This window comes from Streptomyces sp. NBC_01477 (assembly GCF_036227245.1).
Classification (GTDB): Bacteria; Actinomycetota; Actinomycetes; order Streptomycetales; family Streptomycetaceae; genus Actinacidiphila.
The window spans coordinates 5,663,079-5,686,701 of record NZ_CP109445.1 but is presented as its reverse complement, the minus strand read 5'-3'; the positions used below and the strand labels follow the sequence as shown (position 1 = coordinate 5,686,701).

At 73.0% G+C, this 23,623-nt stretch carries 16 protein-coding genes; 7 read left to right on the top strand and 9 right to left on the bottom strand.

Annotation, left to right across the window (positions count from 1 at the left end):
• Nucleotides 1–8: 8 nt before the first annotated feature.
• From OHA86_RS24185 to OHA86_RS24175, 3 genes are all read right to left on the bottom strand, one after another.
• Complete coding sequence (locus OHA86_RS24185; protein ID WP_443072013.1) at nt 9–1,487, bottom strand: protein kinase domain-containing protein; 1,479 nt, start codon at nt 1,485–1,487, stop codon at nt 9–11.
• 56 nt (nt 1,488–1,543) lie between these two features.
• On the bottom strand, nt 1,544–2,212 hold the full coding sequence (locus OHA86_RS24180; RefSeq protein WP_329178423.1) for a hypothetical protein: 669 nt from the start codon (nt 2,210–2,212) through the stop codon (nt 1,544–1,546).
• Between the two features lie 93 nt (nt 2,213–2,305).
• Nucleotides 2,306–4,363, bottom strand: coding sequence for an N-6 DNA methylase (locus OHA86_RS24175; RefSeq protein WP_329178422.1), 2,058 nt, complete (start codon nt 4,361–4,363; stop codon nt 2,306–2,308).
• Nucleotides 4,364–4,562: 199 nt separating this feature from the next.
• On the opposite strand from OHA86_RS24175, the gene OHA86_RS24170 reads away from it, so the two are divergent.
• Together OHA86_RS24170 and OHA86_RS24165 are read left to right on the top strand one after the other, a co-directional pair.
• Nucleotides 4,563–5,258: a hypothetical protein gene (locus tag OHA86_RS24170; protein WP_329178420.1), complete on the top strand. Its 696-nt coding sequence runs from the start codon at nt 4,563–4,565 to the stop codon at nt 5,256–5,258.
• 200 nt (nt 5,259–5,458) lie between these two features.
• The gene (locus OHA86_RS24165) at nt 5,459–7,042 is read left to right on the top strand and encodes a DUF2079 domain-containing protein (protein WP_329178418.1); all 1,584 of its coding nucleotides are present in this window, start codon (nt 5,459–5,461) and stop codon (nt 7,040–7,042) included.
• On the opposite strand, the gene OHA86_RS24160 is transcribed toward OHA86_RS24165, so the two are convergent.
• The 6 genes from OHA86_RS24160 to OHA86_RS24135 all read right to left on the bottom strand — a co-directional run bounded on the left by OHA86_RS24160 (nt 7,039) and on the right by OHA86_RS24135 (nt 16,669).
• Nucleotides 7,039–7,980: a TolB family protein gene (locus tag OHA86_RS24160; RefSeq protein ID WP_329178416.1), complete on the bottom strand. Its 942-nt coding sequence runs from the start codon at nt 7,978–7,980 to the stop codon at nt 7,039–7,041. The genes OHA86_RS24165 and OHA86_RS24160 overlap by 4 nt on opposite strands.
• Nucleotides 7,981–8,051: 71 nt before the next feature.
• Nucleotides 8,052–11,591, bottom strand: a complete 3,540-nt coding sequence (mfd, locus tag OHA86_RS24155; RefSeq protein WP_329178415.1) for a transcription-repair coupling factor — start codon at nt 11,589–11,591, stop codon at nt 8,052–8,054.
• A 299-nt stretch (nt 11,592–11,890) separates the two neighbouring features.
• Complete coding sequence (locus OHA86_RS24150; RefSeq protein WP_329178414.1) at nt 11,891–14,461, bottom strand: ABC transporter permease; 2,571 nt, start codon at nt 14,459–14,461, stop codon at nt 11,891–11,893.
• On the bottom strand, nt 14,458–15,246 hold the full coding sequence (locus OHA86_RS24145; RefSeq protein ID WP_329178412.1) for an ABC transporter ATP-binding protein: 789 nt from the start codon (nt 15,244–15,246) through the stop codon (nt 14,458–14,460). The genes OHA86_RS24150 and OHA86_RS24145 overlap by 4 nt, the downstream gene beginning before the upstream one ends.
• A 404-nt stretch (nt 15,247–15,650) precedes the next feature.
• Complete coding sequence (locus OHA86_RS24140; protein ID WP_329178410.1) at nt 15,651–16,145, bottom strand: SUKH-3 domain-containing protein; 495 nt, start codon at nt 16,143–16,145, stop codon at nt 15,651–15,653.
• 8 nt (nt 16,146–16,153) lie between these two features.
• Nucleotides 16,154–16,669, bottom strand: coding sequence for a YwqJ-related putative deaminase (locus OHA86_RS24135; protein WP_329178409.1), 516 nt, complete (start codon nt 16,667–16,669; stop codon nt 16,154–16,156).
• A gap of 373 nt (nt 16,670–17,042) precedes the next feature.
• Between OHA86_RS24135 and OHA86_RS24130 the strand changes: the two genes are divergently transcribed.
• The 5 genes from OHA86_RS24130 (at nt 17,043) to OHA86_RS24110 (ending at nt 23,609) form a co-directional block, all read left to right on the top strand.
• On the top strand, nt 17,043–17,768 hold the full coding sequence (locus OHA86_RS24130) for a sensor domain-containing protein (protein ID WP_329182536.1): 726 nt from the start codon (nt 17,043–17,045) through the stop codon (nt 17,766–17,768).
• Nucleotides 17,769–17,930: 162 nt separating this feature from the next.
• Nucleotides 17,931–18,671 (top strand): hypothetical protein, encoded by a 741-nt coding sequence (locus OHA86_RS24125; protein ID WP_329178407.1) that lies wholly within the window; start codon nt 17,931–17,933, stop codon nt 18,669–18,671.
• Between the two features lie 163 nt (nt 18,672–18,834).
• Complete coding sequence (locus tag OHA86_RS24120) at nt 18,835–19,848, top strand: SMI1/KNR4 family protein (RefSeq protein WP_329178406.1); 1,014 nt, start codon at nt 18,835–18,837, stop codon at nt 19,846–19,848.
• A gap of 7 nt (nt 19,849–19,855) precedes the next feature.
• The gene (locus OHA86_RS24115) at nt 19,856–22,501 is read left to right on the top strand and encodes an SUKH-4 family immunity protein (protein WP_329178405.1); all 2,646 of its coding nucleotides are present in this window, start codon (nt 19,856–19,858) and stop codon (nt 22,499–22,501) included.
• A gap of 199 nt (nt 22,502–22,700) precedes the next feature.
• Complete coding sequence (locus OHA86_RS24110; RefSeq protein ID WP_329178403.1) at nt 22,701–23,609, top strand: cellulose-binding protein; 909 nt, start codon at nt 22,701–22,703, stop codon at nt 23,607–23,609.
• Nucleotides 23,610–23,623 lie beyond the last annotated feature (14 nt).

Sequence of the window (23,623 nt, the reverse complement as noted above, 5' to 3'; positions counted from 1 at the left end):
CGCCCTGCCTACCCCTGCACCTGACCGAGCCAGGACAGCGTTCTGCGGATCTCGGTGGCGAAGGGGTGGTGCGGGCCGTGGACGCGGTCGGCGTCGTAGAGGAGGCGGGTGAGGACCTCACGGGCGGCGGCCCGGTCGCCGACGGACAGCAGCAGATGGGCGGTCCTGCGGCGGATGTCCAGCGGTGTGCCGGGGCTGGTGGTGGCGTACCGCTCGAAGTACGGGAGCAGCACGCGGTATTCGGCCAGCGCCGCCCTGGGGTCGCCGAGGTGCTCCAGGCACTGCGCCGCCTCGTAGCGGAACTGCAGCGCCTGGCGGTCGGCGCCGCCGTACTGCGAGGCGAACTGGTCCGACAGCCGCCGCAGTTCGGGCAGCGCGCGGCGGTACTGGCCGTCCTCCATCAGTGTCGCCGCATATTGCTTGCGCAGGGCGCGCAGGACCGGCGAGTGCTCGCCGTGCTTCTCCGCGGCGGCCGGGATGATGCCGCCGAGCAGGTCCACGGCCTGGGTGATCCGGCCCGCGTCGAGCAGCCGCTTGACCTCGTCGACGGCGGTCGCCAGGTCGGCGCCCTTCGGCGCGTGCGCCGGTCGCGGGGGCAGTGGCGGGGGCACGGCCGGGGCCGTCGCCACGACCTGGTCGGGCCAGGGCGCCTGGGGCCGCACAAAGGGTCGCGTCGGGTCCAGCGGGCCCGGCGCCCGGTGCACGGAGCCCGGGGGCGGCAGCAGCACGGCCAGCTCGCGGTAGACGTCCTGCGCACCGGCCGGCCGGTGCTGCGGGTCCTTGGCGAGCAGCCGCAGCACAAGGGACTCCAGCGGCTCGGGCACTTCGGGCCGCAACTGGCGCAGCGGCACGGGCGCCTCGTACAGATGCCGGTGCAGCACGCCGAGCGCCGTGGTGCCCGCGAACGGGACATTGCCGCTGAGCAGTTCGTGCAGCAGCACGCCGAGCGCGTACAGGTCGGTGCGCGGCCCGACCGCGCCGCCCATCGCCTGTTCCGGCGCCATGTACGCCGGGCTGCCGATCGGCGAACCGGTGTGCGTCAGCCGGGTCGTGTCGGTGTCCATCACCGACGCGACTCCCAGGTCGAGCACGGTGAGCGTGCCGTCGGGCCGGACCATCACATTGCGCGGCTTGAGGTCGCGGTGCACTATCGGCACCGCGTGGACCGCGGACAGCACCGCGCACAGCTGGGCGGCCACCGCGACTGCCCACGGCCACGGATACGGCTCGTGCTCGGCGAGATGGTCGCCGAGGTCGGCCCCCTCCACGTACTGCATCACCAGATACAGCTCGTCGCCGTCCGCCCCGGCGTCGTGGACGGTCACCAGGCCGGGGTGGTCGACCTGGGCGGTGACCCGGCACTCCCGGTCGAAGCGCTGCCGCAGCTCGTCGGCGTCCGCGCCGTCGGCGATCTTGTCGGGCCGCAGCAGCTTCACCGCGACCCGGCGGTCCAGCCGCCGGTCGTAGGCGGTCCACACCTGGCCCATGCCGCCCTGGCCGATGACGGTGGCCAGTTCGTACCGGCCGGCGATGAGCCGACCGATCACCGGCCCTCCTCCTTACGGAGGTAGTCACTCAACTCGTCCAGCTCCGCCCGCACCTGGTTGATCCGCGGCACCGGCGGCCGGTTCGGCACGGGGGTCTGCGCGGACATCGGCGGGGACGTCGGCATGGGGGTGGATGTCGGCATGGGCGTGGGCGTCTGCGTCGGCATGGGCGACTGCGTCGGCATGGGCGACTGGGCCTGCATCGGCGCGGGCCGGGGTATCCCGCCGTGCGCCGGACCCCCGTGCACCGGCCCGGGCATCGGTCCGTATCCGGTGGCGTACGGATTCGGCATCCCGTAACCGGCTGGCATCGCATAGCCGGCCGGCCGGTTGTCCCGCCGCCTGATGTCCATGACGAGGTAATAGGCGGGGGTGCCGAACATGCACACCAGGACGGTCAGCGTGCCGGCGTTGGACTGCCAGGTGTCGGTGTTGTCGTGGGCCAGCCCGACCAGTGTGTAGCCGATGATGATCGCCACGATGTCGAGCACCATCAGCGCCCAGTCCAGCGAGTGCCGGCGCACCACCGCCAGCCGCAACAGCGAACCCCAGGCGAGGAAGCCGAGCGACAGCACCGGCAGAGCGGTGAAGAGCACGCGCAGCCAGATCACGCTCCCGCGAGCGGCGGGGCGGGGCTGCGGCGGGGCGATGCCGGGGCCGTACATCTGGTGCTCCTGGTCGTCGAAGCGGATGACTAGTCGAGAGCGTATCGGCCACAACGGACAGGCGGCGCCGCTTCTGCCCCGGCCTGTGGACAACTACCCGGGCCGCACCGTGCCGTCGGTCAGTCCGTCGTAGAGCCCCTGGACAAGTTGGTCGCCCAGGTGGGTCGCCTGACGCAGCGCCTCCTCGAAGGCGGCCAGTGTGCGGAAGCGCTCGCCGTACCGCCGCTGGTCGGCCAGTGGCAGCCGCGGCACCTGCAGGCGGCGCACGTCGAGCCGGGTGGATGTCGAAGCGAAACTGCTGGCCTGGCGGTTGTTGGCGGTGCCGCGCAGGAATCCGGCGAGGAACCACGGATCGAGGGCCGTGGTGTCCGGACGGAGCAGGTACACGTTGCGGCCCAGGGCGGCGCCGGCCGTCGCACCGTCCACCACCCGGGCCACCGCGCCGCCGCCCAGGACCGGCACCACCACGTCGCCTTCCGCGACAAGCACCGGCTCCTCGAAGGAACCGTCCGGCCGGCCCGGCGGCAGCATGCCTGTCGGGTCGCCGCCCGCGACCACGTCGTGCTCGGTCAGCACGGCGTGGCGGGCCGCCGAACCGTCCACGGGAGCGGTGCCCCCGCCGCCCGCGCGCATCACCAGGGCGCCGGCCCGGGCGAGTTCGCCGACGGTCGTGGTCGGCCAGCGGGCGGGCTCCCCCGCCGCCGGAGGCGCCGGGGCTATCTCCGCGGTCCGGCGCAGCGTCTTCGCCAGCAGGTCCCGCACGGACTCCAGCGCGGCGGCGCCGCCTTCCGCGGCAGGTGGCGGCAGATGCCGGGCGGGGGTCACGTCCACGTCGTCGTCGAGCAGTTCGATGACGGGCAGTGTGCGGCTGACGCCGGGGCGGCCTTGCACCGTACCGTGCCGGTCGAACGCCGCCCACGCCTCCAGGACCGCCGCGCTGACGGCGTACCAGGGCGCCTTCTCCGCCCCGTGTCCCGGTATGCCGGCCGCGTCGAACAGCAGCAGCTCCGCCGGGGGCCGCCGATCGGGGTCCGGTTTGCGCAGCACCCACAGATGGAGCGGCAGTCCGTGCGGCGGAGCCGCTCCCGCGGGCAGCGCCACGACCGCGCGCAGCGCACCGCGGCGCAAGAGGTCGGCGCGCACACGGCGGCCGGACCGGCGGGACGCGGCGGCCGGCGGCATGAGCATCACGACGGTGCCGCCCTCGCGGACATGGGCCAGGGAGTGCTGCAGCCAGGCCAGCTCCGACTCGGTGCGGGCCGGGAAGCCGTACTCCCAGCGCGGGTCGTAACCCAGCTCGTCGTAACCCCAGTTGCGGTCGTTGAACGGCGGGTGGCACAGCACGGTGTCGACGGTCACCTCGCGGAAGGCGTCCTGCCGCAGGCTGTCGCCCGGTCCGACCCGGATACGGACGGCCGGGTCGGAGCCGATCGCGAGCCGCAGCGCGGTGAGCGACGCCAGCTCGGGATCGATCTCCTGCCCGTGCACGGCCCCGGTGGCGGCCGAGGCGCGCAGCAGGGCTCCGCTGCCGCAGGCGGGATCGAGCACACTGCCTGGCCGGTCGCCGGCGAGCGCGGCCATCAGCTCGGCCGGTCCCTGCGGGGTGAGGGTGAACTGCCGCGGACTGGCGTCCAGATAGCGGCCGAACAAGAACTCGTAGGTCTGCGCCGGGCCGGTGTCCTGGGCGAACTTCGCGGTCGTGCGCAGCAGCGGCAGGGCGTCGTCGATCCGGTCAGGCAGCCGCACCGGATGCTCCGGGCCGAAGCGCGCCGCCAGGGCCTTTTCCATGTCGGCCGGCAGGCGGGCGGCCAACTCGTCGTCGGACGCGGCACTGTAGCTGACCGAGAAGCCGGGGTCCCCCTGGAAGACCATCAGCATCGATCCCGCGACGCGCAGCGCGGCCGGCACACCGTCGGGGTGGCTGTCGGCCCGCTGCCACAACCGCTCGTGCAGCGGCACGGAAGGCAGCTTGCCCTGGTCGTGGAGCCAGCGCTCGACGGCGGTCAACTCGTAGGTGGGGCTGGTGTCGGACCCGCCGACGGGCCTGGGGAAGTCGTCGTGGCGCCGACGCCAGTTGCTGACAGCGGCCCTTCCGACGCCGGCCAGCCTGGCGATTCCCGCCGCTGTCACCTCACTCGCGTGCTCGGGCACGGTCCTCTCCTTCCCCGCTGGTCCGCGATGCCTGTGTTCGTGTGAGCGAGCATACCCAGCGATCGTGATCGAACCCCTTCACGGCGTGAACATCACTCTTTCGAGAATCACTGTTGACTCGGTTCACAGTCAGATGCTCTCATGGTGACAACGGTTCACAGGGGTCATCGAGGCCCGCCGAGCACTGGGGGGAATTCCCATGTCCAAGTCGTCTCTCGTCCGGCTCGCCGCTGCGGGCACCGTCGCTGCCGTCCTCACGATCGGCGCGGCGGCCTGCGGTCCTGCGGACGACTCCGCTTCCTCGTCCGGCTCCTCCGGCCCGGCTGGGGGCAAGGCGACCACCGCCGCCTCGTCCGCACCCGCGTCCGCGCCCGCCAAGAAGAAAGAGGACAAGCCGACCGCCAAGGCGGCCTTCAAGGGCGACGGCACCTTCCAGGTCGGCACCGACATCCAGCCCGGCACGTACAAGACCAGTGGGAACGCCGACGGCATGTGCTACTGGGAGCGGGCCAAGGACGCCAAGGGCGAGGTGGACTCGATCCTGGCGAACGACAACGTGACCGGCAGCAGCTACGTGACGATCAAGAAGACCGACAAGATCTTCAAGACGACCGACTGCAAGGACTGGTTCACCGCCGGCGCCGACAAACCCGGCACTCCGAAGACGTCGATGCCCGGCGACGGCATGTTCAAGGTGGGCACGGACATAGCCGCCGGCACGTACAAGACCAGCGGCGGGGACGCGTGCTACTGGGAGCGGGCCAAGGACGCGCTGCACGGGGTGGACTCGATATCCGCGAACGACAACGTCACCGGCGCGTCCGTGGTCACGATCGCCCGCGGCGACGCCTACTTCAAGACATCCGGCTGCGGCGCGTGGACCAAGACCGGCTGACCCGTACGACCGGCTCGCCCGGCCCGTGACCGGCAGGAGAGGCGGACAGAAGGGCGGACCGGAGTACGGGACGGAGGGCAGGCCGCGGGGGGACCGGGACAGGTGGGCGAAGGTCCGGTCCTCCCCATGGGTCCCGCGAGGACAGTTTCGTCCCGTATCTTTTCCGCAGACCCCGACCCCGCTTCCTCGGGAGGACGACGATGGACAGGGCCGAGGCCGTCATACCGCAGCAGAGCGGCGAGCCCGCACCGCGTGCCGCCTCACCGGGCGCCGCCGGCCTTGCGGGGCTGAGACTGCGCCTCGCGGGGGTGCGACCGGACCCGTATCTGCTGGGCGTCGTCTTCTTCGTCGCCTACGTCCTGCTGTCGCTGGTCCGGTATCGCCGGATGCTGACGATGTCGTGGGACCTGGGCATCTTCGAGCAGGCGGTACGCGGCTACGCGCACCTCCAGGCGCCGACCACACCGCTGAAGGGCCCCGGGTTCAATGCGCTCGGCGACCACTTCAGCCCGATCACGGCACTGATAGCGCCCTTCTACCGGGTCTTCCCGACCCCGGCGACGCTGCTGGTGGCCCAGGCGCTGCTGTTCGCGCTGTCGGTGGTCCCGGTCACCCGGGGCGCCGGGCTGCTGCTCGGGCGGGGGCGCGGGCTGGCCGTGGGCGCGGCGTACGGGCTGTCGTGGGGGGTGCAGCGGGCGGTCGACTTCGACTTCCACGAGATCGCCTTCGCGATGCCGCTGCTGGCCTTCTCACTGGAAGCGGTGATCCGCAGGCGCTGGGGCGCCGCGATGTGGTGGGCGCTGCCGCTGGTGCTGGTCAAGGAGGACCTGGGCGTCACGGCCGCGACGATCGGCGCGATCGTGTGGTGGCGCACCCGGGAGACCGGGGAGCCCGACGCGGCCGTCCCGGCGCAGGCCGGGGCGCCGGACGAGGAGCAGTCGGCCGGTACGGACAAGGACAGGGACAAGGACGAGGCACCGGAAGGAGGTGACCAGGTGGAGGCGCCGCTGAGCGACGCGCAGCGTTACGGACCATGGGCGATCGGGCTGATGGGCTTCGGGGTGGCGGCATCCGCGCTGGCCCTCGGTGTGCTGATCCCGGCCTTCCACGGCCCCGGCTACGACGCGTTCAACCACATCAACGGTGACGGCACGATGACCGGGCACGTCCCGTTCGGCACCGCGCTGCGGACCCTGCTGTGGATACTGCTGCCGACCAGCGGGCTGCTGGCGCTGCGGTCACCGCTGATCGTGGCGGCGCTGCCGACCATCGGCTGGCGGTTCCTGTCGCACTACCCGGAGAACTGGGGCACGGCCTGGCACTACAGCGCGGTGCTGATGCCGGTGATCTTCCTGGCCCTGGTGGACGCGGCGGACCGCTCCCGGCAGAGCCAGCGGCCGTGGCTGCGGTCGTACGCGTCCGGGGTGCCGGCCGCGGCCGTCGGGGCGGCGATGGCGCTGACCTTGTCGCTGCCGCTGGCATCGCTCAGCCACAGCGACACCTACAAGGTCGACGCGCGCACCAAGGCGGTGGAAAAGCTGCTGGACCTGATACCCGACGGCGCCACCGTGGAGGCGAACGTCGGACCGATCAGCCGGCTGGTGCACCGCACCACCGTCTACTGGGTCGGTGGTGCGACCGGGGTGGTGCCCCAGTACATCGCGCTGGACAACTCCAGCGGATGGGTGCCGGACCCGGTGACCTACGGCACGCAGCTGCACCCGGGCGCGACGTACACGCAGATAGCCGCCCAGGACGGCTATGTGATCCTGCGCCGCACCTAGGACCTGTCCGACGGCTCGCCGACCGGGTAGTCGACGTAGGCGAAGCGGCGGCTGTCGGGGGACCAGCTGTTGACGTTGAGGCTGCCCTGGCCGCCGAAGAAGGCGAGCAGGTCGCGGGGCGGGCCGCCGGCGGAGTCCAGGAGGCGCAGGACGACGTCGCGGTCGGCGGGGTGGCCCTCGGTGCCGGGCGGGAAGCTGATGTAGAGGATGTGCCGTCCGTCGGGGGAGGGATGGGGGAACCAGTTGACGCGTTCGTCGGAGGTCAGCCGGGTCAGCTCCGAGCCGTCGGGGCGCATCCGGAAGAGCTGGGCGTGACCGGGGGCGGTGGCGCCGTGCTCGGAGTTGAAGAGGATCCAGCCGCCGTCCGGGGTGAATTCCGGGCCGTCCGCGGGGGCCGGGCTGTCGGTCAGCCGGGTGTCGGGGCCGCCGGCGGCCGGGAGGGTGAAGATGTTGCGGTAGCCCCATTCGTCACCGCCGTGGGGCTCGACGCCGACGTAGGACAGGGTCAGCCCGTCAGGTGAGACGCCGTGCAGGAAGTGCCGGAAGGGGCCGGGGGCGTGGTCGTTGGTGACGCGGCGGGCGGGGCCGCCGGTGAAGGGCACCGCGTGGATGTGCCCGTCGCCGGCCGACAGGTAGATGGTGGCGCCGTCCGGCGACAGCACGTGGTCGTTGTTGGCGTCGGTGATGCCGCCGGTGTCGACGACCTCGGGCAGCACGCCGTCGCCGGGGGCGGCGTCGGCGGGGATCCGCAGCAGCAGGCCGTCCTGGTTGACGACCAGCCAGCGGCCGTCGGGCGACCAGTTGGGCGCTTCCAGGGCGCTGTCCGCGGTCTCGTGGACCAGCCGCGGCTCGCCGCCGTCGATGTCGCCGACCAGCAGCCGGGCGCGCTGCCCGGGAGCCAGCGGCCGTACGTTCGTCCCCGCACCGGTGATCGTCACGCCCGCACTGTAGCCGCGGGGGCCGCAGCGACCGCCGGCCGGGGCGGAGGAGGGAAGGGAGAGACAGGGGATTACGTGTCGAGGACGGTGGTCAGGAAGTCGGCGGTCCACTGGAGGAGTTCCCGGCCCACCACCGGCTTGCCGCCGATGCGCGAGGTGGACGGGCGGGGCACCAGGACCTGGCGGGCGGCGGGCTTGAGGACGGCGCGCGGGTGGAGCCGGGACAGCCGCAGCTCCTGCGACTCGCGCAGCTCGACCGGGCCGAAGCGGATGTTGCCGCCCTGCAGGGTGATGTCGCTGACGCCGACCTTGCGGGCCAGCATCCGCAGGCCGGCCACCAGCAGCAGATTCTCCACCGGTTCGGGCAGCGGGCCGTAGCGGTCGACCAGTTCCTCGCGGACGGCGGTGACGTCCTCGGCGGAATTGGCGGCGGCGATGGCGCGGTAGGCCTGCAGCCGCAGCCGTTCACCGGGGGCGTAGTCGTGCGGGACATGGGCGTCGACCGGCAGCTCGATCTTGACCTCGAGCAGCGTCTCCTCCGGCTCGCCGCCCGTCTCCAGGGCCGAGCGGTAGTCGGCGACGGCCTCGCCCACCATCCGGACGTACAGGTCGAAGCCGACGCCCGCGATGTGGCCGGACTGCTCGCCGCCGAGGAGATTGCCCGCGCCGCGGATCTCCAGGTCCTTCATGGCGACGTACATGCCCGCGCCCATCTCGGTGTGCTGGGCGATGGTGGCGAGCCGTTCGTGCGCGGTCTCGGTGAGCGGCTTCTCCGGCGGGTAGAGGAAGTAGGCGTAGCCGCGTTCGCGGGAGCGGCCGACCCTGCCGCGCAGCTGGTGCAGCTGGGACAGGCCGAAGGTGTCGCCGCGCTCGACGATCAGGGTGTTGGCGTTGGGGATGTCGATCCCGGACTCCACGATCGTGGTCGAGACCAGCACGTCGAAGCGCTTCTCCCAGAAGTCGACCACGACCGACTCCAGGGCCGTCTCCCCCATCTGCCCGTGGGCGGTGGCGATCCGCGCCTCCGGCACGATCTCGCGCAGCCGGGCGGCGGCCCGGTCGATGGACTCGACGCGGTTGTGGATGTAGAAGACCTGGCCCTCGCGCAGCAGTTCACGCCGGATGGCGGCGCCGATCTGCTTCTCCTCGTACGGCCCGACGAAGGTCAGCACCGGGTGCCGCTCCTCCGGCGGGGTGGTGATGGTGGACATCTCTCGGATGCCGGTGACCGCCATCTCCAGGGTGCGCGGGATGGGGGTGGCGGACATGGTCAGCACATCGACGTTGGCCCGCAGCTTCTTGAGCTGCTCCTTGTGCTCGACGCCGAAGCGCTGCTCCTCGTCCACCACGACCAGGCCGAGGTCCTTGAAGCGCGTCTCGGAGGAGAAGAGGCGGTGGGTGCCGATGACGATGTCCACCGACCCGTCCAGCAGCCCTTCGAGCACCGCCTTGGCCTCGCTGTCGCTCTGGAAGCGGGACAGCGCCCGCACCTTGACCGGGAACTGCGCGTACCGCTCGGAGAAGGTGCCGAAGTGCTGCTGGACCAGCAGCGTCGTCGGCACCAGCACGGCCACCTGCTTGCCGTCCTGCACCGCCTTGAAGGCCGCCCGCACCGCGATCTCGGTCTTGCCGTAGCCGACGTCGCCGCAGATCAGCCGGTCCATCGGGACGGACTTCTCCATGTCCTCCTTGACCTCGGCGATAGTGGTGAGCTGGTCGGGGGTCTCCGCGTAGGGGAAGGCGTCCTCCAGCTCGCGCTGCCAGGGGGTGTCGGGCCCGAAGGTGTAGCCGGGGGCGGCCATCCGGGCCGAATACAGCCGGATCAGGTCGGCCGCGATCTCCTTGACCGCCTTCTTCGCCCGCGCCTTGGTCTTCGTCCAGTCCGCGCCGCCCAGCCGGTGCAGCGTCGGGGCCTCGCCGCCGACGTACTTGGTGATCTGCTCCAGCTGGTCGGTCGGCACGAAGAGCCGGTCGCCCGGCTGGCCGCGCTTGGCCGGGGCGTACTCGACGACCAGATACTCCCGGGTGGCGCCCTGGACGGTGCGCTGCACCATCTCCACGTAGCGGCCGACACCGTGCTGCTCGTGCACGATGTAGTCGCCGCCGGCCAGGGTGAGCGGGTCGATGGTCTTGCGGCGCCGGGAGGGCATCCGCCCCATGTCCTTGGTGGACGACCGCTGCCCCGACAGGTCGGTCTCGGTCAGCACCGCGAGCCGCAGCGCCGGATCGATGAAGCCGTGCTCGATCGATCCGGTCGCGACATGCACCACGGAGGGGGCGAGGCCGGTCAGCTCCACGTCGAGCCGGGCCGCGATGCCCTCGCCTGCCAGCACCTCCGCGACCCGGGCGGCCGGGCCGTGGCCCTCGGTGACGTAGACCGTCCGCCAGCCGTCGGCGATCCAGCCCTTGGTGTCGGCCAGCGCCCGCGCGGTGTCGCCGCGGTAGAGCTCGGGGGCGCCCATGCCCAGCTTGAGGGTGTCGCCGTCCAGGTCGTCGGCCTCGTCGGCGGCGAAGGGGCTCACCGACCACCACGGCACGCCCAGCTCGCGCGCCCGCTCCCGGACGTCGGCGATCGGCCACAGCGACGCGGCGCCCAGGTCGATCGGCGCCTCGCCGCCGCCCGCCGAGGCCGCCCAGGACGCCTCCAGGAATTCCTGCGAGGTCGCCACCAGGTCGGCGGCCCGCGTCCGTACCCGCTCCGGGTCGCACACCACCGTCATCGACCCGGCGGGCAGCACGTCGAGCAGCAGCTCCATGGAGTCCACCAGCACCGGGGCCAGCGACTCCATGCCCTCGACCGCGATGCCCTCGGCGATCTTGTCCAGCATTTCACGCAGCTCGGGGTGCGCGACGGCCAGCTCGGCGGCCCGCGCCCGTACGTCGTCGGTGAGCAGCAGCTCGCGGCAGGGCGGCGCCCACAGGCCGTGCTCGGCGACTTCGAGGGAGCGCTGGTCGGCCACCTTGAAGTAGCGGATCTCCTCGACCTCGTCGCCCCAGAACTCCACCCGCAGCGGGTGCTCCTCGGTCGGCGGGAAGACGTCGAGGATGCCGCCGCGCACCGCGAACTCGCCGCGCTTCTCGACCAGCTCCACCCGTGCGTACGCCGCCGCCGCCAGGCCGTCGACGACGGTGCCCAGGTCAGCGGTGCTCCCGTTGGTCAGCGCCACGGGCTCCAGGTCGCCCAGCCCTGTGACCTGCGGCTGGAGCACCGAGCGGATCGGAGCGACCACGACCTGTACGGGGCCGGCCGACGGGTCGTCGGCCCGCGGGTGCGCCAGCCGGCGCAGCACCGCGAGCCGGCGGCCGACGGTGTCGCTGCGCGGGGACAGCCGCTCGTGCGGCAGCGTCTCCCACGCCGGATACTCCACCACGGTGTCGGGGGGCAGCATCGAGCGCAGCGCCGCGGCCAGGTCCTCGGTCTCCCGCCCGGTGGCGGTGACGGCGAGCACCGTGCGGTGCGCCTTCGCGGCGAGCGCCGCGACGGCGAGCGGGCGGGCGGCCGGCGGACCGACCAGGTCCACGTGCGGCCGCGATCCGGAGACCGCGGCCTGGACCGCCTCAGCGAGGGCGCTGTCGGCGACGGCTGCGTCGACCAGACCGTTCAGACTCATGAACATTCCGTCCCGGGGTTTACGGGTTGACGCACGCGGGTGCGCTGGGTGTGCGCCGCGCCGCTGTCCCGCGGGCAACGCGAACCGCCCGACACGTGTCACGGGCCGGGGGTCCTTCCAGCGTACGGCCTCCGGCCCGGGTCCACCGCCGGTACACCCCGCCGCGGGTGCCCCGCGCGAGGCGGCGCCCGGCCGGGGCGCGGGGAACGGCGCGGCCCCGGGACGCCGGGAGGGCGTTCCGGGGCCGGAGCCGAGCCGTACCCGAGCCCGGCCGGGGGGCCAGGACCCGGGTACGGGCGTCAGTCCGTCGCGATGGCGTTCAGGACGTTCATCCGGCCGGCCCGGAAGGCCGGGAGGAGGGCGGCGAGGAGGCCGACCACCGCGGAGCCGATGAAGACGGTCACGATCGTGGTCCAGGGGATCTGCAGGATGCCCAGGCCCTGCGAGGCCAGCACCTTCTGCCCGGTGGCGCCCCAGCCGAGGCCGAGGCCCAGGCCGACGAGGGCGCCGAAGAGGGCGATGACCACCGACTCCAGCCGGATCATCCGGCGCAGCTGGCGCCGCGAGGTGCCGATGGCCCGCATGAGGCCGATCTCCCGGGTGCGTTCGACCACCGACAGGGCCAGGGTGTTCACCACGCCCAGGATGGCGACGATGATCGCGAGGCCCAGCAGCGCGTAGATCATGTAGAGCAGCTGGTTGACCTGGCTCTGGATCAGGTCCTTGTAGTCGGCCTGGTCGCGGACGTCGATCTGCGGGTAGTCCCTGACGGAGGCCTTGAGCGAGGCGTAGGCCTCCTTCTCCTTGCCGTCCACCGCCTTGGCGAACATCATGAAGTCGCCGGGCATCTTGTCCGCGGGCAGGTAGCTGCGGGCGGTGGCGATGTTGGTGAACATCGACCCGTGCTCGATGGTGGTGTCGTCGCTGGTGATCGCGGCGACCTTGAGGTGCGCGGGCCGCCCGCCGGTCATGACGACGGTCAGCTCGTCGCCGAGCTTGACCTTGTGGTCCTTGGCGAAGCCCTCGGGCACGGACATCGCGTTCGTGCCGTAGGCGTCGGCGAGCTTCCCCTGGACGGTCTTGAGTTCCAGGTCCTGCGGATAGGTCGGGTCCGCCGCGCTCAGGTCGCTCTTGACGGTGCTGCCGGACGGCAGCGTGAGCTTGGCGTTGACCACCGTGTAGTGGGTGAAGTGCGTGATGTCCTTCGTCGCGCCCAGCGCCTTCTCGGCGGCCGGGGTGAGGGTCTGGCTGCCGTTGTTGCCGACCTGGATGATGAAGTCCGCGCCGACCGATTTGTCGAGCTGGTCGTTGGCGGAGGCCACCATGGACGAGCCGACCACCGACATGCCGGCGACCAGCGCGAGGCCGATCATCAGCGCGGAGGCGGTGGCGCCGGTACGCCGCGGGTTCCGCAGCGCGTTGCGCTCGGCGAGGCGTCCCATCGGGCCGAAGAAGCGCAGCACCACCGCGCTCACCGCCCGTACGATCACACCGGCCAGCAGCGGGCCGACGATGACGAAGCCGACCAGGGTGAGCAGCACGCCCAGGCCCAGCAGACCGCCGCCGGAGGACGCCTTGTCGGCCTGTCCCGCACCGACCAGGGCGAGCGCGCCGGCCGCGCAGACCAGGATGCCGATCGCGGCGCGGACCCGTCCGGCCCGGCCGTCGGCGGGAGTGCCGGCGTCCCGCAGCGCGGCCATCGGGGAGATCCGTCCCGCCCGGCGGGCCGGGATGTAGGCGGAGACCACGGTGACGATGACGCCGATGGCCAGGCCGATGACCGGCGTGGTGGCCTTGATGGTCAGCTGGGAGGTGTCCAGCTTCATCCCGACCTTGCCCATCAGGTTCATCAGCCCGATGGCCAGGCCGATGCCGCCGCCGATGCCGAGGACCGAGCCGGTGACGCCGAGCAGCACCGCCTCGATCAGCACCGACCTGTTGACCTGCCGGCGGCTGGAGCCGAGCGCCCGCATCAGCCCGATCTCCCGGGTGCGCTGGGCGACCAGCATGGAGAAGGTGTTGACGATCAGGAAGATGCCGACCAGGACGGCGATCCCGGCGAAGCCGAGCATCGCGTACTTCATGAAGTTCAGGAAGCTGCCGAGGTCGTCCTGGTCCTTCTTCTTGGTCTCGGCCGCGGTGTCGATGGTGTAGCCGCTGCCGATGGCCGCCTTGACGTTCTGCTTGAGCTGGTCGTCGGTGGTGCCGGCGGCGGCGGTGAGGCCGAAGCCGGTGTATTGCGACGGATTGCCGAGCAGCCTGGCCTGGGCGGTGGCGGTGTCGATGTAGACGACGGCCGCGCCCGGGTTGGTGGTCTTGAAGGTGGCGATGCCGGAGATGGTGACCTTGAAGTCGCCCGGGGCCGCGATGACCCGCAAGGTGTCGCCGATTCCCAGGTGGTGCTTCTTGGCGGTGTCGGCGTCCAGCACCGCCTGGTCGGCGCCCTGCGGGATGTGGCCGGAGGAGATCTCCACGGCCTTGGTCTCGGTCGGGTCCCAGTTGCTGACGATGGTCGGGGCGCCGGACGACGGGCTGATCTTGTCGTTCTTCGCGTCGGCGACGGTGACGTCCTGGCTGGTGACGTCGGGGTCGGACTTGGCGACGCCCGTCACGTGCAGCAGCTTCTGCTGGAGCGTGGCGGGGACGGTGTCCGGCAGCCCGGTGGCCTGCGCGTCGTCGACCTTCTTGGCGCTGATGGTGACGTCGGAGGCGGTGGAGCCGAAGAGCTTGTCGAAGGTGGCGGTCATGGTGTCGGTGAACACCAGGGTGCCGCAGACGAACGCCACCGACAGCAGGACGGCGATCGCCGAGAGCGCCATTCTGCCCTTGTGCGCGAAGAAGTTGCGCACCGAGGTCTTGAGGACGGTCATGAGGTCCTCCCGCGGCCGTCGAAGGACTTCATGCGCTCGAGGACGGACTCGGCGGTCGGGTTGGCCATCTCGTCGACGATCCGGCCGTCGGCCAGGTAGAGGACCCGGTCGGCGTACGAGGCGGCGACCGGGTCGTGGGTGACCATGACGATGGTCTGGCCGAGGTCGTCGACCGAGCGGCGCAGGAAGCCGAGGACCTCGGCGCCGGCCCGCGAGTCGAGGTTTCCGGTCGGCTCGTCGCCGAAGATGATCTCCGGGCGGGCGGCCAGGGCGCGGGCGACGGCCACCCGCTGCTGCTGGCCGCCGGACAGCTGGGTCGGGCGGTGCTTGAGCCGGCCGGCCAGGCCGACGGTCTCGACGACCCGGTCGAACCACTCGCGGTCGACCTTGCGGCCCGCGATGTCCATCGGCAGCGTGATGTTCTCCGCCGCGTTGAGGGTCGGGAGCAGGTTGAAGGACTGGAAGATGAAGCCGATCTTGTCCCGCCGCAGCTGGGTGAGCTTCTTGTCCTTCATGCCGGTGATCTCGCTGTCGCCGACCCAGATCCGGCCCTCGGTGACGGTGTCGAGTCCGGCGAGGCAGTGCATGAGCGTGGATTTGCCGGAGCCGGACGGCCCCATGATCGCGGTGAAGCGGCCGCGGACGATGTCCACGTCGACCGCGTCCAGCGCGACGACCCGGGTCTCGCCGGAACCGTACGACTTGGTCACCGAGCGACCCGCAGCGGCAACAGCCGAACGTCCTCCGTTGCCCCCGGCCTTGGGAATCGTTACTGCCGTTGTCACTGTGTCTCCCGTGTCGTTGTGGATCGGCCTGCTGTGTGTACATCAGCCTGCTGGAGCCCGCCGCGCTGCACGATGGGGAAGGTCTCCGTCTTGCCGGTGGGGCTATCCCCACCCCGCCCTATGACCGTAAGGACCGCGTAAGGCGGGAACGTCATCCGCCGGTACGAACCTGGGGTCTCCCCAAGTAGGTGCCTCCCCCTAGGGGAAAACCGGCCGGCGCTCCTACCGGGGTAAGGGGCAGGGGCCGAAAGCCGCGGCAAGGCCGCGGAAAAGGCCCGCGGAGATCCGCGGCAGGGCGACGCCGCCAAGTCCGCCCGGCCGGCGGCCGGTTCAGCCGCCCGCGCCGGAACCCGGGCGGCCGTTCGGTTCGGACGCTCGCTCCGGAAACCCGGCGGGCGGCCGGTTCAGTCCGCGGCGAGCGTGAGCCGCGCCGTACGGCCGCCGCCGATCAGCGCGGCGAGCGCCAGGTCGATGTCGGGCCCGGCGTACCAGTCCCCCGCGTGGTCGATGCTGTAGACCCGCCCCTCGGCGTCGATGGCCAGCAGCGCGCCGGAGCCCGGCTCCTCGCCGAGCGGGCTGACCTCGGTCTCCAGCGCCCGGCCGAGGTCGGCGAAGGTCCGCGCCATGTGCAGGCCCAGCGACGGGTCCACGGTGACCGCGCTCGGCGCGACCTGGCGCCCGGGTCCCGAGGCGGCCGGGTAGGCGAGCCCGCCGAATTCGGCCCAGGCCTCGACGGCGGCCGGGAAGACGGCGTGCCGGTGGCCGCCGGGCGACACATGGCTGCGGAGCAGATCGGCCCATTCCTCGGCCTGCTTGATGTCCCAGCGGCCGGGTTCCCAGCCGCCGGCCCGCAGCGCCGCGTCGACGCCGACCGGGAAACGCACACTGACCGCTGCCATCGGGCTGTTCATTCCCCCTCTGCTTCGGCCGCCGGATCGACGGCCCGCACCCCGAAGTGCGCGAGCAGCGGTGCGCAGGAGCGGCAGGGCGGGGCGTACGCCCCGTGCGCCGGGTCGCCGTCCTCGCGTATCCGGCGGGCCGTCAGCTTCGCCCCGCGCAGCGCCTTGCGCGCCTCGCCCTGGGTCAGCGGGCGGCGCGAGGCCCGCCTGCCGCGCTGCGCCTCGACCGCCGCCAGGTGGCGTGAAATGAGCACCGGCTCCGCGCACCGGCCGGTGAAGCGCTCGCGCTGGGCGGCGGGCAGCGCGTCGAGGAACTCCTGCACGATCGGATGCAGGACGGGCGGCTGGTCGCCCTTGGCGCCGGTGCAGGTCAGCACCTCGTCGCGGATCGACAGCGCGGCGGCGACCGCGGGCAGGATGCCGTCCCTGCGGTGCCGCAGCGGCGGCGGTCCCTGCGGGTGCCGCTGCGCGCTCCAGTTCAGCCTGGGGTCGGCGGCCCCCGCCGGCGGAAAGTGAGTTGTCATGTTTTCCGTGCATCCCTCCGTCCGCCCGCCGGAGCGGGCGATCCCCCGTATGTCGATCAGAGTGCCAAACGCGCCACGAGATGGGGAAGCGGAACACGTCCCAGCGCCCATTGTGTGTGGGCCATGTCACCGTCGGGTGACCGAACGCCGACACAGCAGGCACAGCGCGTACACGGCGAACACATGAACGTCACATCCGAAGGACGTACGCGCGAACGACGCCGTACACCGCGGCGGCGCGACAGGGGCGCCGCACAGCCGGGACACAGCGTCCGGCCCGGCATGGACGCAAGGCACCGCGGGCAGGGAGGATCGGCATCCGGCCCGCGCCCGCGGGTCCCCCCACACCGCCGAACCAGGGAATGTGACCTCGATGCACAAGACCCGGCTCCGTCTGGCCGCGGCCGCGCTGCCCGCGCTGCTGCTCGCCGCCGCCTGCTCGTCCTCCACCGACTCCACGAAGGACGCCGACGGCCCGCCGACCGTACTGGCCGGCAAGGCGCCGCTGACCACCGAGCAGCTCAGCAAGGCCCTGGTCACCGACTCCGACGTGCCCGGCTGGACGGTCCAGCCCTCCCAGACGGCCGACTCCTCCGACACCTCCAGGCTGACCGCGGACAAGCCGGTCTGCCAGCCGCTGGCCGACATCACCAGCAGCAATCCGACGATCCACCGGATGGCGTTCATCGGTGCCGCCTTCGCCAAGACCACGGCGACCAGCGGCGCCACCCCGGAGGTCATCAACCAGATGCTGGTGGCCAGCCACGCGCCGGGCGACGCGAAGAAGGTCATCGCCTCGGTGAAGACCGCGCTCGCCGGCTGCACGGGCTTCACCGCCACCGACAGCACCGGCACGAAGACCCCGTTCACCATCAGCAAGGGCCCGGCGGTGCCGACCGGCGACGAGTCGGTGGCGTACGTGATGAACGACGCCGCGGACAAGAAGACCGGCGCCGCGCTGGTGGCCGTCGTGCAGACCGGCGACACCGTGACCGCGTACCTGTCGGTGAAGTCCAGCGGCGGCGCGGGGCCGCTGCCCATCGAGGTGGCGCGCAAGCAGAGCGACAAGCTCAAGGCGGCGCTCGCGGCCAGGAAGTAGCGCGGCGCGGGGCGCCCGGCCGCAACCGGCCTGTGAGCAGCCCCACAGCGGAAAGGGCGGCCCTGTTGCCGTAAAGTCGCGCGGCAACGGGCCGCCGCCGCCCGCGGGATCGCCGTCGCCCGTGGGACGCCGGGGACGGACACGACACAGGGGATCGCACCGATGCCGATACGCGCAGACCATCGCCTACTGACCGGTAGGCGGGCCGTGGCCGCCGCCGCGCTGCTGCCCGCCCTCGCGCTCGCCACCGGCTGCGGCGGCGGTGGTGGTGACAGCGGCAAGGACAAGCCGGGGCCGGTCAAGGCGTCGGGCGCGGTGTCCATCGCCAAGCTGACGTCGGCGCTGCTGACCTCCTCCGACCTGCCGCATGTGCAGGTGCTGCCGGCCGGCAGCAAGCAGCAGTTGCTCGGCGAGGCGCAGAAGGCCGACACGGCGGCCTGCCAGCCGGTGCTCGACCAGTGGAGCAGCCAGCCCAAGCACCCGCGGCAGACCTACACCGGCGCGATGGTCACCGACACCACGGACAAGGACAAGGGCGCCAAGGAGATCTCGCTGACCGTCATCGCCTCCTACAAGCCGGGCGACGCGACCGCGGTCCTGACCGAGCTGGCCGCCTCGGTGGCCGCCTGCCACGGTTTCGGCGTGGTGCGCGGCGGCGTCACCACCCACTTCGAGGTACGGCCCGCGACCACCGCGTCGGGGCTCGGCGACCAGCAGGTCACGTACACGATCGGCGACCCCGCCAAGGGCGCCGCGGGCCAGGTGCTGGTCACCGTGGCCAGGGCCGGCGACGCGACGGCGGCGTACGAGACGGTGCGCGCCGACCACAAGCCGGCGACGCTGCGCCGCACGATCCCGGTCAAGCAGGTCGACAAGCTCCGCGCCGCGGCCAAGGGCGACTGAGCACGGCCCGGCAGGCGCGTAAGGCGCGGCAATGTGCCGCGCGGGACCGCCGCGCCCGGCCGCGTCCCGCACCGGCGCAAGGGCCGGTCAGCGCACCTGCGACAGGCCAGGACATCAGGCCCTAGGCTGTCGTCATCACCCGTACGCACCAGGGGGCAGAGTCATGACGACAGGTCGGCAAGGGCTGGGGGCAGCGCCTCCCGACCCCGGAGCGGGAGGCAGGACCGCGCCGCCGAACGCGGCCTACGCCGGACAGGTCGTGCACTTCCCCGACCCGCTGCGGGCCGGCCGCCACCCGCAGGGTGTCTGGATCGACGACGAGGGGCACCCCGACTTCTCGCCGTACGCCCGCGCCGCGGCCGAGATAGCCGAGCCGCCCGACGGGTTCGGCATCGACGAACTGCGGCTGACCGACTATGTGTCGGCCAATGCCGCGCTGCACGCCTCGGGCCACGAGCTGTGGGGCAGCCTGCCCCCGGTGGCCACCCCGCACGGCTGGACCTGGCACCACGTGGCGGGCACCCGCCGGCTCGAACTGGTCCCCGTCGGGGTCAAGGCGCTGCTGCGGCACCACGCCGGGCTCGCGGAATCCGTCGCGGACCACGCCAAGCGCGGCACACGTCCGCTCCAGGAGACCAGGCCGGTGCATTTCGCGCTGCCCAAGGACCCGGCGGCGGTCAGCGAGGCGCAGGTGCGGGACGTCGAGGAGGAGTTGGGCTACCGGCTGCCGGGCTCCTACCGGGCCTTCCTGAAGGCGGCGGGCGGCTGCGCGCCGCGCGGGGTCGCGCTCGACCCGGAGCTGGGGCTGCTGATCGACCAGCCGTTCTTCACCGTCCGCGACACCGCGGCGGCCAACGACCTGGTCTACGTCAACAAGTGCCTGCGCGACCACCTCACCAAGGACTACCTGGCCATCGGCTACATCCAGGGCGGCCTGCTCGCGGTGAAGGTGAGGGGCGAGGCCACGGGCTCGGTGTTCTTCTGCTCCTACGACGACGCGCGCGACGGCGAGCGCTGGGACAGCCCGGCCGACCGGGTGGCCGAACTGCTGCTGCCCTGCGGCGACTCGGTCGACGCGTTTCTGCTGCGCCTCGCGGGCAATCCGCCGGAGCTGGAGACGGTCGCGAACCTGATGGTCGACGGCGGTTTCGCCACCGCCGTCGCGGTGGAGGGGTGAGCCGGACATGGTGACTTTCGCTCAGGCGCAGGAGCGCGCGGAGCACTGGATCAACGGCGATGTGCCGCCGTATCAGCACCGCGAGATCCGGGTCCGCGAATTCGACCTCGGCTTCGTCGTCTGGTCCGAGCCGCGCGAAGGCGGCCCTTCGGCGGACGACGGCGGCGACGTCAGGGTGGTCATCGCCTGTGACAGCGGGGACGCCACCTTGTGGCCCGCCCTGCCCGTCGGCGAACTGATCCGCCGCTATGAGGAGGAGTACGGCGCAGTGCCGAACGACGCGGCGCCCGAGCCGCCCCAGCGCATCGACCTGGAGGCGACGTCCTTCCTGCTGAGCCCGCCGCAGTGGCTCCAGGACGCGGCCGACCGGATGGGCATCCCCGACCGCAGGGCGGACTCCGGCAGCCGGCCCGAGCCCGGCGGCAGCGACGGGGCGGGGACGCCCTCGGCCGACTCCTCGGGCCGGATCGACTACCGGCGGCCCGCCGCCGCGCAGAGCGCGCCCCAGGAGCCGGGAGACGCCGACCAGCGACGCCCCGCCGCCGCGTCCGAGGAGTCGGGCGGCATCGACTACGTCCGCAGGTCGGCCGCCGCGCCCGAACAGGAAACGCCGCGGGAAGCGCCGCAGGAAGGCGACAGTTGGGCGGGCAAGACGGTCAGCGACACGGGCGAGGGCCAGTCGGTGCCGGTCCCCGCGACCGTCTTCGCGCCGCCGATCAGCGGCGCGGACCTGCCCGAGGAGGAGCCGCGGCACGGTGCGTCCGAGGCGCGGACCAAGCTGCTGCCCGGCGGCAGCGGTTCGCCCGAGCCGCTGCCCGCCCCGCCCGCGCGGCCGGGTCCGCCCGCGCCTGCCCCGGCGCAGGGCGGTGTGCCGCACACGGTGGGCGGCTCCGCCTATCCCCCGCCGGCCGGCCCCGCCGCCGCCCTGCCGCCGCCCGCCGCGAACAGCGCCGCCGGCAGCGGACCACGCGGCGCCGCGGACATAGCAGGCCTGGAGACGGCGAAGGCGGCCCGCGGCAGTGTGCCGCCGATTCCCCCGTCCCCGCAGGGCGGTACGCCCCCGCCGCCGTACGGGGGCGGTCCCGCAGCACCCCCGCCGCCGCCCCCGTACGCGGGCGGCACGGGCACGCCTCCCCCGCCGCCTTACGGTGGCGGACCGGGCACACCGCCGCCGGCGCCTTACGCGGGCGGACCCGCAGCGCCTCCGCCCCCGCCGCCGTATGGGGGCGGTACAAACACGCCGCCCCCGCCGCCCTACGCGGGCGGACCCGCCACGCCCCCGCCGACGCCTCCGCCTCCGGCCAGCAACGACCCGCACTACGCCGCCACCATGCTCGCCGGACCCGCGGTCACCGGGCCGCCCGCGCCCTTCCCCGGGGCGCCCGGCCCCGGCACACCCCCGCCGCCGCCCCCGTACGCGGGCGGCACGGGCACCCCTCCCCCGCCGCCGCCGTACGCGGGCGGACCCGCCGCACCACCGCCGCCGCCTCCGGCCAGCAACGACCCGCACTACGCCGCCACCATGCTCGCCGGACCCGCGGTCACCGGGCCGGCTCTGGGCGGCGGCACACCGCCGCCCCCGCCGCCCGGGCCCTTCGCCGGTGCGGGACCGGCCGCGCCGCCGCCCGCACCCGCGTACGGCTATCCGCAGCCGCCCGCCGGTGTGCCGACCGTGGGACCCGGCTACATGGCGGTGCTGCGCTACCGCGGCCAGGACGGCAGCGAGCAGCAGCTGATCCGGCGGTCGGCGCCCGGCACCCCGCATCCCGAGTGGCAGATCCTGCACGAACTGCGGTCGGCCGGGGTGCGCCCGGAGCAGGTGCTCGAACTGCACACGGAGCTGGAGTCCTGCGACCTGCCCGGCGGTTACTGCACCCGGATGATCCGGGAGACCTGGCCGCAGGTGCGGATCAGCCACACCGCCCCCTACGGCAGGGACCACGCGAGCCGCCGGCAGGGCGTACAGCACCTGCTGACGCACCAGGGCGAACTGCACCAGGTGGCGGGCGCCCCCGCCCGCCCGCAGCCGCAGCGGGTGCCGATGCCCGACCCGCACACCGTGCTGCGGGTGCCGCCGGTCGGTCTGGACGTGATCGGGCAGGAACTGGCGGGCGCCTTCGGGCCGCCCGGGATCTTCCGGTTCGACCAGCGGGCCGTCTCCCGGCAGGGGGTGCCCGACATCGTGGCGCAGACCCTGATGTGGGCCGGACTGCCGGTGGACTTCGGGCCGTTCTTCTGGGCGCAGGCCCAGCCCGGCCAGCCGGTGCCGACGCTGGCGGAGCTGGCCGCCTCCCGCGGTGTGCAGCCGGCCGCGGACGCGGGCTCGTACCTGGTGATGGGCAACGACTTCGGCCGTCAGCTGTGCGTGCAGTACGGCACCGCGCACATTGTGGCGCTGCCGCTGGAGGGGGGACCCGCGGGTTCGCCTCCCGCGGCGCCGCAGTTCGTGAACTCCAGCCTGCCCGAATTCGCCCGCAGCCTGGCGCTGCTGGGCCGGATGTGGCGGCTGCGGATCGGGCTCACGCCCGAGCAGGCGGGGCACTGGACGGTGGACTTCCAGGCGCAGCTGGCCGCCCAGGACCCGGCGGCGATCGCGTCGCCCGACAACTGGTGGTCGGTGCTGATCGAGCAGATGTGGGACGGGCTGCTGTAACGGGCGGACCGTTCACCGCGGCAGGCCGCGGAGGGCCGGGCGGAAGGGTTCGCACCCTTCCGCCCGGCCCTCCGGCGTTTTCCGGGTAGGAGAGCAGTCGGAGTGTCGTAGCTCGTACAATTCGGTCATAAGTCATAAATGGAGACGAAGGAACGGCGAGGTCACCAGCGGTACGCCAGCGGGCAAGAGGGGCAGACGGATGAGCAGCAACACGACCGCATCGTCAACAGGCTTCGAGCAGACGCGCGGGCGCGCCCACGGCTATCGCCCCGACCAGGTGGACCGCTTCCTCGAAGAGCTGTCGGAGGACCGCGACGCCGCCTGGGAACGCGCCGCCCGGCTCACCGTCCTCGCCAATGAGATGGACGCGGAATGCGTCGCCCTGCGCGAACAGGTCGGCGCCCTCCCGCCGGAGACCTTCGCGGCTCTCGGTCCCGGCGCCCAGGAGCTGATGCAGCTGGTCGAGGAAGAGGCCGCGGCCGTGCGGGAACGCGCCGAGACCGAGGCGCAGTACGCCAGGGACGCCGCCGAGACCGCCCGCCGCACCCTCCAGGACGAGGCCCGTGCCGCCGCCTCGGCCCGGCTGGCCGCCGCCGAGGACCAGGCCCAGCGGACGCTCGACCAGGCGTGCGGCCACGCCGCCGAAATCCTCGGCCAGGCCCGCGCCGAGGCGGACGCCGTACGCGGCGAGGCCGAGCGCACGCTCGACGCCATGCAGGCGGACGTCGACCGCAGTACGGCCGAGGCCGACAAGGAGCGGCAGGAACGCCTCGACACCCTCGAACACGAACTCGCCGAGCGCGAGGCCGGCGTCGACAGCCGGCTGGCCGATGTCCTCGCCGACGCGGAGCGGCAGCTCGACGCGGCGCACAAGGAGCGGGCCGCCGCCGAGGAGGCGCTGCGCACCGAGCAGGAGGAGGCCGAGCAGCGCGCCTCCTCGACGCTCGCGCAGGCACGGCTGCACGAGGACCGCGTCCGGCGCGAGAGCGAGCGTGCGCTGCGCACCCACGAGGAGCACCGCGACGAGATCCGCGCCCACCTCGCCCATGTCCGCACCACACTGGCCGCCCTCACCGGCCGCCACGCCCCGCCCCCCGACGAGCAGTAGCCCCCGGCCCGTCG

Coding starts and splice junctions, on each gene's coding strand:
- OHA86_RS24185 (WP_443072013.1), bottom strand. CDS start 1,487: ATGGGCCAGGTGTGGACCGCCTACGACCGGCGGCTGGACCGCCGGGTC.
- OHA86_RS24140 (WP_329178410.1), bottom strand. CDS start 16,145: ATGGCAGCGGTCAGTGTGCGTTTCCCGGTCGGCGTCGACGCGGCGCTG.
- OHA86_RS24115 (WP_329178405.1), top strand. CDS start 19,856: ATGGTGACTTTCGCTCAGGCGCAGGAGCGCGCGGAGCACTGGATCAAC.
- OHA86_RS24110 (WP_329178403.1), top strand. CDS start 22,701: ATGAGCAGCAACACGACCGCATCGTCAACAGGCTTCGAGCAGACGCGC.
- OHA86_RS24180 (WP_329178423.1), bottom strand. CDS start 2,212: ATGTACGGCCCCGGCATCGCCCCGCCGCAGCCCCGCCCCGCCGCTCGC.
- OHA86_RS24125 (WP_329178407.1), top strand. CDS start 17,931: ATGCCGATACGCGCAGACCATCGCCTACTGACCGGTAGGCGGGCCGTG.
- mfd (WP_329178415.1), bottom strand. CDS start 11,591: ATGAGTCTGAACGGTCTGGTCGACGCAGCCGTCGCCGACAGCGCCCTC.
- OHA86_RS24130 (WP_329182536.1), top strand. CDS start 17,043: ATGCACAAGACCCGGCTCCGTCTGGCCGCGGCCGCGCTGCCCGCGCTG.
- OHA86_RS24170 (WP_329178420.1), top strand. CDS start 4,563: ATGTCCAAGTCGTCTCTCGTCCGGCTCGCCGCTGCGGGCACCGTCGCT.
- OHA86_RS24135 (WP_329178409.1), bottom strand. CDS start 16,669: ATGACAACTCACTTTCCGCCGGCGGGGGCCGCCGACCCCAGGCTGAAC.
- OHA86_RS24150 (WP_329178414.1), bottom strand. CDS start 14,461: ATGACCGTCCTCAAGACCTCGGTGCGCAACTTCTTCGCGCACAAGGGC.
- OHA86_RS24120 (WP_329178406.1), top strand. CDS start 18,835: ATGACGACAGGTCGGCAAGGGCTGGGGGCAGCGCCTCCCGACCCCGGA.
- OHA86_RS24165 (WP_329178418.1), top strand. CDS start 5,459: ATGGACAGGGCCGAGGCCGTCATACCGCAGCAGAGCGGCGAGCCCGCA.